We start from the raw sequence: 13,472 nt of genomic DNA on the forward strand, positions 1-13,472 counted from the left end.
TGAGAAGGCTCTCACCAAAACACCCGCAGGTCAGGCGGGGTCCGCGACCTGACCCTCCCGCTGGATGCGCTCGGCCAGCCGTCGCCCCGCCTCCGGGACACCCTTGAACCCCGGGAAGCTGGACAGATCCACCACGTAGGGGGCTCCCCGGTGTTCGATGATGTCCACTCCGTAGGTGTCGATCCCGAGCGCGTCACCGCAGGCCCGTGCCACCTTCTCGATCGCGGCAGGCAGCGGGACGACCCGGCCCAGTTTGTCCTCATAGCTGCGGGGCGGCCAGACCCGCTCGACGCAGAAGACCTCCTCCCCGATCCGATAGATCTTCCGGTCCAGCCCATCGGGCTCCAGGTACCGCTGCGCCATCACGGGGTCGGCCCCGTGGTCGATTCCGACGAGGTCCTCCGGCTGGTGGACGATGACGATGCCTTGGCCCTGGCTGCCTTGGAAGGGCTTGACGATGAGGGGGCCGTCCGTCAGGTGCGGGAGTAGCGCCCCCGGGTCATCGACCACCCAGGTCTGCGGGACCGGCACCCCCGCGTCGCGCAACGCCAGCGTGGTCGCGATCTTGTCCCGGCACAGCACCGTGACCTCATAACTGGGGAAGCACCGCACCTCGAGCCCGTGATAGCGGCGCGCGAGGTCGAGCGCAGCAGGGGTCTTTGCCTTGAGCACCACGAGGTCCCCAGGCGGGTCTGGTACTGCATCCCCTTCGTCCGGGTAGACGGCGCGGATCTCACTCCCGTGTGCCGTGAGATGGTCGACCATGGCCGGCATAACCGGGCTCGGACGGTCGGCGGGGTGGCGGACGAGGAACAGATCGATCTTCATGACGCGGACGCTAGGTGACCCGCATGAGGTGGTGATGAGGCGCGCACCTCCGATCCCTGCGCCTTGCCGTCCCTGGGCTACAGCAGGGTGGCCTTGATGTCGACGACCCTGGCCAGCAGGCCGTTGACGAACTTCGGGGAGTCATCGGTCGACATGTCCTGCACCAGACCGACAGCCTCGGAGATCGCGACGGTGTCCGGGACCTCGTCGTTCCAGACGATCTCCCAGGTGCCCAGGCGCAGCGCAGCCCGGTCGACCGCCGCCATCCGCTCCAAGGACCAGCCCTGGCTGTAGGTCGTCAGCGTCTCGTTGATCGTGGTCCATCGCTCCAGCACCCCGCGCACCAGCTGCACGGTGTAGTCCGGCAGCGGATGCTGAGTGGTCGGGGCGGCGACGCGGTCCTCGAGCAGGGTGCCGACGTTCACGCCCCGCTGCTCGGCCTCGAAGAGCAGCTCCAGGGCACGCTTGCGCGCCTTGGTGCGTGCCGCCACGTCAGTTCACGCGGCCGAGGTAGGAGCCGTCGCGGGTGTCGACCTTGACCTTGGTGCCGGTCTCCAGGAAGAGCGGCACCTGGATCTCGGCGCCGGTCTCCAGCGTCGCAGGCTTGGTGCCACCGGTGGAGCGGTCACCCTGCAGACCCGGGTCGGTGTGGGTGATCTCGAGCTCCACCGAGGCGGGCAGCTCGACGTACAGGACCTGGCCCTCGTGCTGGGCGATCATCGCCCGCCCGTTCTCCAGCAGGTACTTCGCGGCGTCACCCATGGACTCCGGGGAGACGTGCACCTGCTCGTAGGTCTTCTCATCCATGAAGATGAAGTCGGTGCCGTCGTTGTAGAGGTACTGGAAGTCCGAGCGGTCCACGGTCGCCGTCTCGACCTTGGTGCCGGCGTTGAAGGTCTTGTCGACGATCTTGCCGCTGGTCACGTTCTTGAGCTTGGTGCGCACGAACGCCGGGCCCTTGCCGGGCTTGACGTGCTGGAACTCCAGCACCTGCCACAGGCCGTTGTCCATGGACAGGACCATGCCGTTCTTGAGGTCGTTCGTCGTTGCCACAGCTTCGCTTTCCTTCGGGTATGACGTGCACGTGCGGGTGGGCAGGGCCTCACCCAAACCTGCGCAAGTCTACCGGTGCACCGGGCCTGGCTCCGAGACGGCGGCGTGCGCGAGGCGCAGCACCTCCTCCTCCGGCCCCACGAGCCGGGTCGGCCGGGCCAGGCCCTCCAGGACCACGAAGCGCAGGGTGTCTCCGCGGGACTTCTTGTCCAGGGCCATCGCGGCGCGCAGCTCGGGCCAGCGCTCCGCGCCCCCGGGGTATGCCGTGGGCAGGCCGAGGCTGCTCAGCACCGTCCTGTGCCGCTCGAGGAGGGCGTCGTCGATCAGACCGGATCGGTGCGCGAGTTCGGCGACGAAGACCATGCCGACGGCGACGGCGTCGCCGTGCCGCCAGCGGTAGTTCTCCAGCAGCTCGATGGCGTGCCCGAAGGTGTGCCCGTAGTTGAGGATCTCGCGCAGCGAGGCTTCCCGCAGGTCCGCGGCGACGACGTCCGCCTTGACCTGCACGGCCCTGCCGATCAGCTCCACGACCAGGTCGGGGTCGGCCCGCGGGTCGCGTGCCGCGTCCGGGTCAGCCTCGATCAGCTCCAGGATCTGCGGGTCGGCGATGAACCCGCACTTGACGACCTCGGCCAACCCGGAGACGTAGTCCGCCGGAGGCATCGTGGTCAACCAGACGGGGTCACAGAGGACCGCGGCCGGCGGGTGGAAGGCGCCGACCAGATTCTTGCCCGCCTGGGTGTTGATCCCGGTCTTCCCGCCCACGGCCGCGTCGACCACGCCGAGCATCGAGGTCGGCAGGTGGATGACGTCGACCCCACGCAGCCAACTGGCGGCGACAAACCCGGCGAGGTCGGTCGTTGCGCCACCGCCCACACCCAGGATCAGATCGTCCCGGGTGAAGCCCTCCTCCCCCAACAACGACCACAGGTCGACCAGCACCTGCGAGGTCTTGGCCGCCTCCGCATCGGGCACCCCGATCATGACGCACGAGGCACCGCCCTGCCGTAGCACCTCCTCCGCCGCGAGAGCGGTGTCGTGGCGACCGTCCTGATAGATCACGAGCACGCGGCGACCTGGCCTGACGAACTCGGCCAGGTGGGACCGCACGCCCGGGGCGACGTGGACGGCATACGGGCGATCGCCCCCGACCTGCACGGTCCGGGTGCTCACCGCTCCCCCAGCCCGAGCGCGTCCAGGATCTCCTCGGTCACCTCGTCAGGCGTGCGACCGCCGGTGGCCACCACGATCTCGGCGAGCGCCTCGTAGGTGGGGCGGCGCGCGTTCATCAGGCGGGTCCACGACGCCCGCGGGTTGATCACCAGCAACGGGCGCGAGGCGTCGAAGCCGACCCGGGGGGCGGCGTCGGCGATCGAGACGTCGAGGAAGACCACCCGGTGAGTGGAGTCGCGCACGGCCTCCGCGACCTCCTCCTGCATCACGGCGCCGCCGCCGAGGCTCACCACGCCCTCCTCCAGCGCCAGCGCGCGGGCGGCCTCCTCACGCTCGAGGGTGCGGAAGGCCGCTTCACCGTCCTGGACAAAGATGTCGCTGATCGTCCGCCCCGCCCGGGTCTCGACCGCCTCGTCGGTGTCGATCTGCGGCACGCCGAGGCGGGTGGCGAGCAGCGCTCCGACGGTGGACTTGCCGGAACCGGGCGGGCCGATCAGCACGATGGCGCTCATGCCGGTCCGGTCCCGGTGGTGCGCTGGTGCTCGGCGACCGCGGCGAGGTAGGCCTCGTGGTTGCGCGCCACCTCGGCGACCGAGTCCCCACCGAACTTCTCGACGACCGCGTCCGCGAGCACCAGGGCGACCATCGCCTCAGCGACGACACCAGCGGCCGGGACGGCGCAGACGTCAGAACGCTGGTGAATGGCGGTCGCTGCCTCGCCGGTGGTGGTGTCGATCGTGCGCAGCGCGCGCGGCACGGTGGAGATCGGCTTCATCGCGGCCCGGACGCGCAGCACCTCGCCGGTGCTCATCCCGCCCTCGGTGCCGCCGCTGCGCTGAGTGGCGCGTCGGATCAGGCCGTCCTCGCCGCGGTCCAATTCATCGTGCGCCTGGCTGCCGCGTCGGGCGGCGGTGCGGAAGCCCTCGCCGATTTCGACGCCCTTGATCGCCTGGATCCCCATCAGCGCGGCGGCCAGCCGGCTGTCCAGGCGCCGGTCCCAGTGGACGTGCGAGCCCAGGCCCGGGGGTATGCCGTAGGCCAGGACTTCGACCACCCCACCCAGGGTGTCGCCCTCCTTGCGCGCCGCGTCGACCTCGGCCACCATCTGCGCGGACAGCTCGCTGTCCAGGGTGCGGACGGGGTCGGCGTCGAGCGCGTCCACGTCCTCGGGGGTGGGCAAGGTCTCCAACGCGGGCGCGTCGGCGTCCGGACCTGGCACGCCGGCTCGGCCGATGCTCGTGGTGTGCGAGACGAGGCGGATCCCGACCGACTGCTCGAGGAAGGCTGCAGCAACGGCGCCCAGCGCGACCCGGGCCGCAGTCTCCCGGGCACTGGCGCGCTCCAGGATCGGGCGGGCCTCCTCGAAGCCGTACTTGGTCATGCCGACCAGGTCGGCATGACCGGGGCGGGGGCGGGTGAGCGGCTTGTTGCGGGCCAGCTCCTGCGGAGCGCCGACGTCATCGGCGCGGCGCAGGTCGTCATCGGCCACCGGCTCGGGCGACATCACGGCCTGCCACTTGGCCCATTCGGTGTTCTCGATCTGCAGCGCCAGCGGGGACCCGAGGGTCGACCCGTGGCGCAGCCCGCCCAGAAAGTGGAGCCGGTCGGCCTCGAAGGACATCCGCGCGCCGCGGCCGTAGCCGAGGCGCCGACGGGCGAGCGCACCTTCGACGACCTCCCGGTCGATGCGCACCCCGGCGGGCAGCCCTTCGAGGATCGCGGTCAGGGCGGGTCCGTGCGACTCACCGGCGGTCAACCAACGCAGCATGGGGCCAGATTCTGTCACGCTGGCCAGGCGCTCCTGACCACGTGCTCAGGGCTGGTGGAGGGAGCGCGGTCAGGAGAGCGCGGTCAGGAGAGCGTGGTCAGGAGAGCGCGGTCAACAGGGTGGGGGCGGTGAGCAGGCCGAGCAGGGCACCGACCATCATCGGTGGCCCGAAGGCGAAGTGGCCTTCCCAGGAGACGCGCCGCCCGGCCAGGAGCGCCAAGGCCACGACACCACCGACCAGGAACCCGGCGTAGATGCCGGTGATCATCTCGGCCCAGCCAAACCACCCCAGCGCCGCGCCGAGCACCACCGCGAGCTTCACGTCACCGAGGCCGAGGGAGAGTGAGCCGCGGGCCAGGGAGACCAGGGCGAGCAGGAGGTAGAACGCTCCTGCGGCGAGTCCACCCAGCATGGTTCTGACCCAGGCATCGAGCCCGCCACCGACGAGGGCGGCCAGGGTGAGTCCGGCGGCGAGGAAGCCCATCGTGGGCCACATGATCCGGTCGGGCAGGCGGTGGACGTCGAGGTCCATCGCAGCTAGGCAGACGCAGGACAGGACGAGCATCAGCAGGGTGGCGGAGAGCACGGTCCCGACCCAGGGGGAGATCTCCGGACCGCGGTCGGAGAACCAGATCCGGTGCAGGACCAGCGCGCTGGACAGACCGAGCGCCAGCGGGACCCACCAGCGCCTGGCCGGGACGGGATCGTCCACCTCGTCCGGCTTGCGGTAGGTCGCCTCCTCCAGCCAGCGGGCCACCGGGATGCCGGCGATCGCCACGATCACGCCAGCGACCACCGGGATCCACACCGACTCAGGACTTCCCATCCGGTGACCCCCCGCTGGTCACGGCAGCCTGCCGCCGCTCCCCCTCGGCCGTCAGCGCGGCCCTCATCGCCTCCACCGGGCCATCATGCCCGGTCATCAGCTCGACCTGCCGGGCGGCCTGGTGCAGCAGCATGCCGGTGCCGTCGTGCACGACGGGCGCGGCCGGCCCGAGAGCGGCCACTGCGGTCGCGAACGAGCTTGGCCAGGGCGCGTAGAGCACGTCGAGGAGGGTGGGCTGCGCGTCCGGGCCGCCGGTCTCAGGCGCGGTCTCCGGCGCCTGGGCCAGGCGCAGCCTCGGCGCCGGTGCCTGCGCCGGGAGCGTAGAGACCACCACCCGTTGCCCCGCCTCCCCGATGACCAGGGTCCCCTCGGCGAAGCGGCGCACCCGTACCGCCAGCCCGACCTCGCGCCGCGCAATCAGAGCGGCCGTCTCCGGCCGGGGCGCCGTGCGGACCCAGAGGTCGACCTCGGTGATCCCGAGCTCGGCCACGGCCAGCAGGGCCGAGCGGGCCGTCGCTCCCCCACCGATCACGACCCCGCTCGCGCCCCCTTCGAGCGGGCTGCGCGAGGCTTCAGAGCAACCACGGCCAGCTTCACGCAGCGCCCTCACGAGCCCTTCGACATCGGTGTTGTCGGCATGCCATCCCGTGCCGTCGGTGCTCCGCACCAGGGTGTTGGCAGCGCCGGTGAGGAGGGCACGGGGGCTGGCCGAGGACGCCAACTCCAACGCCTCCTCCTTGCCCGGCATGGTGACCGAGAGCCCGATCCAGTCGTCCGGCAGACCGGCCACGTGCGCAGCCAGCTCGCCCGACCCGACCTCCGCGGCGGTGTAGGTCCAGCCACCCAGGCCCAACGCGGCATACGCGGCCCGGTGCAGGACCGGCGAGAGGGAGTGCGCGATCGGCGACCCGATGACACCAGCCCGGCGGGGCGCAGGTGCCTCTTCGCGTTGACGATCAGTCACTGCCCGATCAGCACTGCCCGGTGTCGTCGGTGTTCTCTTCGCACCACTGGAGGAACTCCTGGACGTTCTCCTGGTGCTCGGCATAGGTGGCGGCGAACTTCGTCTCGCCAGTGTGCGGGTTGGTGGTGACGAAGAAGACCCAGTCACCCTCCTCCGGGTGCAGCGCGGCCCGGATCGCGGCCTCACCGGGGCTGTTGATCGGCCCCGGCGGCAGGCCCTGGTTGCGATAGGTGTTGTAGGGATCGTCGACCTCGCGCTGCGCGGTGCTGGTGCCTGCGCGTCCGCGCTCCTGGGCGATGAAGTGGATCGTGGAGTCCATCTCCAAACGCCCGCCGGTCTCGGAGTTGCCCTCGAGCCGGTTCTCGATGACCCGACCGATCTTGGGCAGGTCCTCGGCGAACATCCCCTCGCCCTGGATGATGCTGGCCTTGGTCATCACGTCGTGCAGCTCGTCGTCCGGCACGCCGATCTCGGACACCTTGCGCTTGGCCAGGTCGACCATCGCCTGCAGCTGCTCCTGCGGCGTGGCGTCCGGGGAGAACTCGTAGGTCGAGGGGAACAGGTAGCCCTCAAGGTCACCATCGGCCGCCTCGGGCAGGTCGAGCGAGGTCGGGTCGACGTCCTCGTACTCGGACACCTCGTGCCCGGTCGCCTCCGCCAGGATCTCGAAGGTTTCCGAGACCCAGAGGCCCTCGCGGACGGTCACCCCGTTGATCTCGCGATAGTTGCCATCCAGCAGCCGAGCGAGCGCTGAGCTCGAGCTCATCTGGTTGGCCATCCGATAGGTGCCCGGCTGAATGCCGGCGGCGCGCGGGTCGGCCTGCACCAGCGCCATGAAGGGACCGGTCGAGGCGATGACGTCCTCACCGGCCAGGATCTCGGCGATCTGTCCGCCGGCCGCTCCCGGCGGGATCTCGACCATGACCTCACCAGAGCCCGCACCCTCGTAGTCGGTGGGACCCGCGTCCTCGCCGCCGAGGGAGAAGTCCGGAAGCAGGCCCTGCAGGGAGCTGAAGGCGTAGAAGCCACCCGTGAGCACCAGACCGGCGGCCAGCAGGAGGGCGACCACCTTCAGCAGCGGGTTGCGCCGCCGGGTGCGGCGGGGGCGGAACTGCCCCTCCTCCGGCTCGGGCTCCAGCATTTCGTCAGCCAGACTCTCGTCGTGCTCGGAGACTCCGCGCAGCCCGAGGACGTCGTCATCGAAGTGGGTCGAGCGGCGTGCGCCGACACCACGCACGTCATGCTCATCCCACTCCTCGTAGGGAGGCTGAATCATCCGGATCCTTTACCGTCTGGCCGGGCACGGGGACCCGGGTCTAGCTGCCCGCCAGGGGTGTGCCGGGGGGACGACCGGCACGTCGGGCATCAAGCGCTGCCTGGAGGATAAGCACGGCTGCGGCCTGATCGACGACGCCACGCTGCTGTCGACCGCTGACCCCGGCACTGTGCAGGGATCGATGGGCGTCCACCGTGGTGAGACGTTCATCCCACAACCACACCGGCACCTCCAGACGCCGCTGCAACACACCAGCGTACCGACGTGCGCGCTCCGCGGCCAACCCTTCTGCCCCTGAAAGGGACCTGGGCAGGCCCACGACGACGCCGACGGCCTCGCGTTCGGCGCAGATTCCGAGGAGTTCCTCGACGTCGGAGCGGCGCTTCTTGTCCCGCTTCAGGGTGACGACGGGATGGGAAAGCAGACCCAGGGCATCGCTCGCCGCGACCCCGACGCGGACCTCGCCGACGTCGACCCCGATGAGGACACCGGTGGGCTGCACCTGGCCCTCGCCCTCAGACACAGGCTCGCGCTCACGCTCCGTCATCACCCAGGTGCCCGATCGCCTCAGGCGCGCAGCGCGTCCTCGATCACCCGCAGCGCGTCGCCGGTGCGGGTCGGATCCTGGCCGCCACCCTGGGCGAGGTCCGGCTTGCCGCCGCCGCCACCACCGAGGGTCTGCGCAGCGACCTTGACCAGGTCACCCGCCTTGACGCCGCGCTCGCGCGCCGGCTCGTTCGTGGCGACCACCACGACGGGACGGCCGCCTGAGGTCCCGGTGAGCGCGACGACGACCGGGCCGTCGTTGCCGAGACGACCGCGCAGGTCGGTCACCAGCGTGCGCAGGTCGTCCGCGCCAGCGCCGTCACCCAGATCGTGCCCGAGATAGCGAACTCCAGCCACGTCGCGCGCCTGCTCGACCAGGCCGGCCGCTCCAGCGAGCGCCTGCTGCGACTTGGCCTTGGCGATCTCCCGCTCTGCGTCCTTCAGGCGCGCCATCAGCTGGCCGATGCGGTCGGGCAGCTCGTCGGGGCGGACCTTGAGGGTGTCGGTCAGCTGGTTGACGATGACGTTCTCGCGGGCCAGGTGGCTGTAGGCGTCCGCGCCCACCAGAGCTTCGACGCGGCGCACGCCGGAGCCGATCGAGGACTCCCCCATCAGTTTGACCAGGGAGAGCTGGGCGGAATTGAGCACGTGCGTGCCACCACAGAGCTCCAGGCTCCAGGGGCCGCCCACCGAGACGACCCGCACCACGTCCGGGTAGCGCTCACCGAAGAGCGCCATCGCGCCCATCTCACGCGCCTGCGCGAGGGGCATTTCGGCCGCGGACACCTCCAGGTCGTCCATCAGGCGCTCGTTGATCCGCGCCTCGACGGCCACCAGCTCATCCGCCGACAGCCCACGTCCGGCCTTGAAGTCGAAACGTAGTCGGCCGGGAGCGTTCTCCGAGCCGGCCTGGGTCGCCGTGTCACCGAGGGTCTCGCGCAGCACCTTGTGCACCAGGTGCGTGGCGGTGTGCGCGCGGGATACCGAGGCTCGACGCAGCGTGTCGATGCTGGCGGTCGCGGTCTCGCCCACGGCCAGTTCGCCCTCGAGGAGCCGGCCGCGGTGGACGATCAGCCCGGGGATGGGCCTCTGCACGTCGGTGACCTGCACCAGCGCGCCGTTGGCCAACCGGATGGTGCCGTGGTCGGCCAACTGACCGCCCGCCTCGGCGTAGAAGGGGGTCGACCCGAGCACCAGCTCGACCTCGGCGCCGTGCTCTGCGTCTTGGGGCGTGAGCGCGAGCCGGTCGGTCTCCACCCCGCCCGAGAGCAGGGCGAGGACCTGGGAATCGCCCGCCATCTCGGCATACCCGGTGAATTCGGTCGCCCGACCGATCCGGTCGGCCACGTCCCGGTATGCCGTGCTGCCGGCGTGGCCGTGCTTCTTCGCCTTGGCATCGGCCTTGGCCCGTTCCCGCTGCTCCTTCATCAGGGTGCGGAAGCCGTCCTCGTCCACCGACAGGCCCTGCTCGGAGGCCATCTCCAGGGTGAGGTCGATCGGGAAGCCGTAGGTGTCGTGCAACTGGAAGGCCTCGGCGCCGCCGAGGGTCGAGGAGCCGGCCTGGCGCGCCCGCTGGACCGCGGTGTCCAGGATTGTGGTCCCGCTGGCCAGCGTGCGGCGGAAGGCGTCCTCCTCGCCGTAGGCGCTCTCGCTGATCCGCGGCCAGTCACGCTCCAGCTCGGGATAGGACGACTTCATCACGTCCTTGCTCACGGGGAGCAGCTCGGGAAGCGCGGCGTCCTGCACGCCCAGCAACCGCATCGAGCGCACCGCCCGTCGGAGCAGGCGGCGCAGCACATAGCCGCGGCCCTCGTTGCCCGGGGTGACGCCATCACCCATGAGCATCAGGCCGGAGCGCACGTGGTCGGCGACGACCCGAAAGCGGACGTCGTCCTCGGCGTCCGCGCCGTAGGTGCGGCCGGAGAGGTCCTCGGCACGCTCGATGACGGGGTACACCTCATCGATCTCGTAGAGGTTGTCCACGCCCTGCAGCAGGTAGGCAACGCGCTCCAAGCCCATACCGGTGTCGATGTTCTTGCGCGGCAACTCACCGGCCACGTCGAAGTCCACCTTGGTGCGGACCTCGGACAGATCCTCCTGCATGAAGACCAGGTTCCAGATCTCCAGGAAGCGGTCCTCGTCGACGACCGGTCCCCCGTCAGGCCCGTGCTCGGGGCCACGGTCGATGTAGATCTCGCTGCACGGACCCCCGGGGCCAGGGACGCCCATGTGCCAGTAGTTGTCGGCCAGACCTCGGCGCTGGATCCGCTCGTGCGGCAGCCCGGCAACGCGGTGCCAGAGGTCGGCGGCCTCATCGTCACCGTCCAAGACGGTCACCCAGACCGACTCGGGGTCGAAGCCGAGGAAGCCCTCCTGCTGGGAGCCGGTGACCAACTCCCAGGCGTAGGAGATCGCACCTTCCTTGAAGTAGTCGCCGAAGGAGAAGTTGCCGTTCATCTGGAAGAAGGTGCCGTGCCGCGTGGTCTTCCCGACCTCCTCGATGTCGAGGGTGCGCACGCACTTCTGCACGCTGGTGGCGCGGTCCCAGGGCGCGCTCTGCTGACCTAGGAAGTAGGGCTTGAAGGGCACCATCCCGGCGTTGACGAACAACAGGTTGGGGTCGTCGTGGACGAGGGGGGCGCTGGGCACCACCGTGTGGCCCTTGCTCTCGAAGAACGACAGCCAACGACGGCGGATCTCGGCGGTTTCCATGACTTCCTTCACCAGGGTGTGCGGGACCGGACCATGCTAGTCGGTGCGGGCGATCGTTCCGAGCGGGTTCCTGCGCTCGCCGACGCCGCATCAACCGGCCCGTGCGTCGTCACCGCCCGCGGATGATCCGGCGCAGCTCGCTCCAGCGCGGACCCAGCCGCTCCTCGAAGCCGCGGGCGGTCGGGTGGTAGTAGTCGGCATCCGCCTCGATCAGGTCATCGGGCAGGAACTGCTGCCGGCCCACACCCGCGTCCTCGTCGTGGCTGTAGCGATAGCCCTTGCCGTGGCCGAGCCGCTCTGCCCCGGCGTAACCCGAACCGCGTAGGTGGGGTGGCACCGCCCCACCCTTGCCCGCCCGCACGTCGGCGATGGCCGCGTTGATGGCCGAGTAGGCCGCATTGGACTTCGGCGCCAGCGCGATGTGCACGACGGCCTGGCCCAAGATCAACCTCGCCTCGGGCATCCCAATCTGCGCCACGGCGTGCAACGCGGCGACTGCCGTCTGCAGCGCCGTCGGGTCCGCCATCCCGACCTCCTCCGAGGCCGCGATCACGATCCGGCGCGCGATGAAACGAGGGTCCTCCCCCGCCTCCAGCTGGCGGGCCAGATAGTGCAGGGCGGCGTCGACGTCGGAGCCCCGCATCGACTTGATGAAGGCGCTGGCCACGTCGTAGTGCTGGTCGCCAGCCCGGTCGTAGCGCACGGCCGCGTGCGCCACCGCCTGCTCGACGTGCGCCAGAGTGATTGGCGCAGTCTCGCCCTCGGTGCCGGCCGCTCGGTCGTCGGCAGCGACCCCGGCCGCCGCCTCCAGGGTGGTCAGCGCCCGGCGGGCGTCGCCTCCTGCCATCCGGACGACATGGTCCATCCCGTCCTTTGCCAGGGTAAACTCCCCCGCCAACCCCCGCTCATCGGCGAGCGCCCGTTCCACGAGATCGCGGACATCGGCGTCCTCGAGCGAGGTGAGGGCGACGAGCACTGAGCGGGACAGCAGCGGGGCGATGATGCTGAAGGACGGGTTCTCCGTCGTCGCCGCGACCAGGATCACGAGGCGGTTCTCCACACCTGGCAGGAGCGCGTCCTGCTGGGCCTTGGTGAACCGGTGGATCTCGTCGAGGAAGAGCACCGTCTGTCGGCCGTAGAGCGAGCGGTCTCGCGCCGCCTGATCCATCACCGCACGGACGTCCTTGACCCCGGCCGTCACCGCCGACAGCTCGACGAAGGAGCGGTCGGTGGCGGTCGCGACGAGGTGCGCGAGGGTGGTCTTGCCGGTCCCGGGAGGCCCCCAGAGAATCGCCGAGAGCGGCCCCGCCGCCCCACCTTGACCCTCGATCAGGCGCCGCAGGGGCGAGCCCTGGCGCAGAGCCTCGCGCTGGCCGGCCACCTCGTCCAGCGAGCGCGGGCGCATGCGGACGGCCAGCGGCGGCCGCAGGTCACCGGTCGCGTCGCCCGCGGAGTCGCCCGGGCCGGCCTCGGTCGAGGCGGACGAGAAGAGATCGGACACAGATGGCAGGCTAACCCGGTGCACCGACTGACCTCCCACCGCGAGCTGCTCGACCTCTCCGGTGGCGACCCCTGGGTGCGCTGGGCGCTGGACCCTGCCCTCCCCGGCGAGGTCTGGGTGCACGAGGACGTCGCGCTGGTCCAGCGGCACGGCCCGCGCCCCGGCTTCTGGGTCGCTCCGCTCCCGTCCGGTATGCCGCAACCCACCGAGCGCGAGCGCCTCACCTCCGCGTTGATCCAGCTGCGCGACCGGCTCCTGCCCGGAATGGATGTGATAGCCGTCTCGGTGCCCCAGGAGCACGCCGGCCCCGCGCACGAGGTGCTCGACCTCGGGGACGGCGGTGAGTGGGACTGGATGTGGACCACGAGCACCCCCGACCCCGATCCCCGCGAGAGCCAGCTCGTCGTCCTCGACGACACCCGGGACGCCGAGGAGCTGCAGACCTTCACCGCGGCCCACAACCCGCGCGTGTGGACCGAGATCGGCAGCGGTCGGGTGGTCCGCTGGCTGGGCCTGCGCGCCACGAGCGGAGAACTGCTCGCCATCGGGGGCTCGGAGCTCACCGCTGCCGGAGTGCCGCACCTCGCCGGGATCGTCACCGCGGTCCCGCAACGCGGCCACGGCTGGGGCACGCTGGTCTCCCGCGGGCTGACCCGGTGGGCGATCGAGGAACACGGCGTCAGCACGCTCGGCATGTTCAGCGACAACGACGTCGCCCGGCGGGTCTATCGCGCCTTGGGTTATCGGACCGCCCGTGCCTGGCACTCCCGCCGCCTCGCGAGCTAACTCCTGAGGACCTAAGTCCTGGCGGCCTCGCTCCCGCGT

At 70.7% G+C, this 13,472-nt stretch carries 13 protein-coding genes; 1 reads left to right on the forward strand and 12 read right to left on the reverse strand.

Annotated features, from left to right (window positions below; translation table 11 throughout):
- Positions 1–30: 30 nt before the first annotated feature.
- From ACQBAT_RS08955 to ACQBAT_RS09010, 12 genes are all read right to left on the reverse strand, one after another.
- Positions 31–828: an ATP-grasp domain-containing protein gene (locus ACQBAT_RS08955; RefSeq protein ID WP_420747566.1), complete on the reverse strand. Its 798-nt coding sequence runs from the start codon at positions 826–828 to the stop codon at positions 31–33.
- 77 nt (positions 829–905) lie between these two features.
- A complete protein-coding gene (nusB, locus tag ACQBAT_RS08960; protein WP_420747567.1) occupies positions 906–1,319 on the reverse strand; it encodes a transcription antitermination factor NusB in 414 nt (137 codons plus the stop codon).
- A 1-nt stretch (position 1,320) separates the two neighbouring features.
- The gene (gene efp / locus ACQBAT_RS08965; RefSeq protein ID WP_420747568.1) at positions 1,321–1,881 is read right to left on the reverse strand and encodes an elongation factor P; all 561 of its coding nucleotides are present in this window, start codon (positions 1,879–1,881) and stop codon (positions 1,321–1,323) included.
- A gap of 69 nt (positions 1,882–1,950) precedes the next feature.
- Entirely contained in the window at positions 1,951–3,054 is a 1,104-nt protein-coding gene (gene aroB, locus ACQBAT_RS08970) for a 3-dehydroquinate synthase (protein WP_420747569.1), read from the reverse strand.
- Positions 3,051–3,566: a shikimate kinase gene (locus ACQBAT_RS08975; protein WP_420747570.1), complete on the reverse strand. Its 516-nt coding sequence runs from the start codon at positions 3,564–3,566 to the stop codon at positions 3,051–3,053. The genes aroB and ACQBAT_RS08975 overlap by 4 nt, the downstream gene beginning before the upstream one ends.
- Positions 3,563–4,822, reverse strand: coding sequence for a chorismate synthase (aroC, locus tag ACQBAT_RS08980; protein WP_420747571.1), 1,260 nt, complete (start codon positions 4,820–4,822; stop codon positions 3,563–3,565). Before aroC ends, ACQBAT_RS08975 begins: the two co-directional genes overlap by 4 nt.
- A 97-nt stretch (positions 4,823–4,919) precedes the next feature.
- Positions 4,920–5,648 (reverse strand): prepilin peptidase, encoded by a 729-nt coding sequence (locus tag ACQBAT_RS08985; protein ID WP_420747572.1) that lies wholly within the window; start codon positions 5,646–5,648, stop codon positions 4,920–4,922.
- On the reverse strand, positions 5,635–6,612 hold the full coding sequence (locus ACQBAT_RS08990; protein WP_420747573.1) for a shikimate dehydrogenase: 978 nt from the start codon (positions 6,610–6,612) through the stop codon (positions 5,635–5,637). Before ACQBAT_RS08990 ends, ACQBAT_RS08985 begins: the two co-directional genes overlap by 14 nt.
- Before the next feature lie 7 nt (positions 6,613–6,619).
- On the reverse strand, positions 6,620–7,888 hold the full coding sequence (mltG, locus tag ACQBAT_RS08995) for an endolytic transglycosylase MltG (protein ID WP_420747574.1): 1,269 nt from the start codon (positions 7,886–7,888) through the stop codon (positions 6,620–6,622).
- 40 nt (positions 7,889–7,928) lie between these two features.
- Positions 7,929–8,435, reverse strand: coding sequence for a Holliday junction resolvase RuvX (gene ruvX, locus ACQBAT_RS09000; RefSeq protein WP_420747575.1), 507 nt, complete (start codon positions 8,433–8,435; stop codon positions 7,929–7,931).
- Between the two features lie 20 nt (positions 8,436–8,455).
- On the reverse strand, positions 8,456–11,146 hold the full coding sequence (alaS, locus tag ACQBAT_RS09005) for an alanine--tRNA ligase (RefSeq protein WP_420747576.1): 2,691 nt from the start codon (positions 11,144–11,146) through the stop codon (positions 8,456–8,458).
- Positions 11,147–11,255: 109 nt separating this feature from the next.
- The gene (locus ACQBAT_RS09010; RefSeq protein WP_420747577.1) at positions 11,256–12,647 is read right to left on the reverse strand and encodes a replication-associated recombination protein A; all 1,392 of its coding nucleotides are present in this window, start codon (positions 12,645–12,647) and stop codon (positions 11,256–11,258) included.
- An 18-nt stretch (positions 12,648–12,665) separates the two neighbouring features.
- Here ACQBAT_RS09010 and ACQBAT_RS09015 point away from each other — a divergent pair, with 18 nt between their 5' ends.
- Positions 12,666–13,433, forward strand: a complete 768-nt coding sequence (locus ACQBAT_RS09015) for a GNAT family N-acetyltransferase (protein WP_420747578.1) — start codon at positions 12,666–12,668, stop codon at positions 13,431–13,433.
- Positions 13,434–13,472: the final 39 nt, after the last annotated feature.

It is taken from the genome of Ornithinimicrobium pulveris (genome assembly GCF_050261105.1).
Lineage (GTDB): Bacteria > Actinomycetota > Actinomycetes > Actinomycetales > Dermatophilaceae > Ornithinicoccus.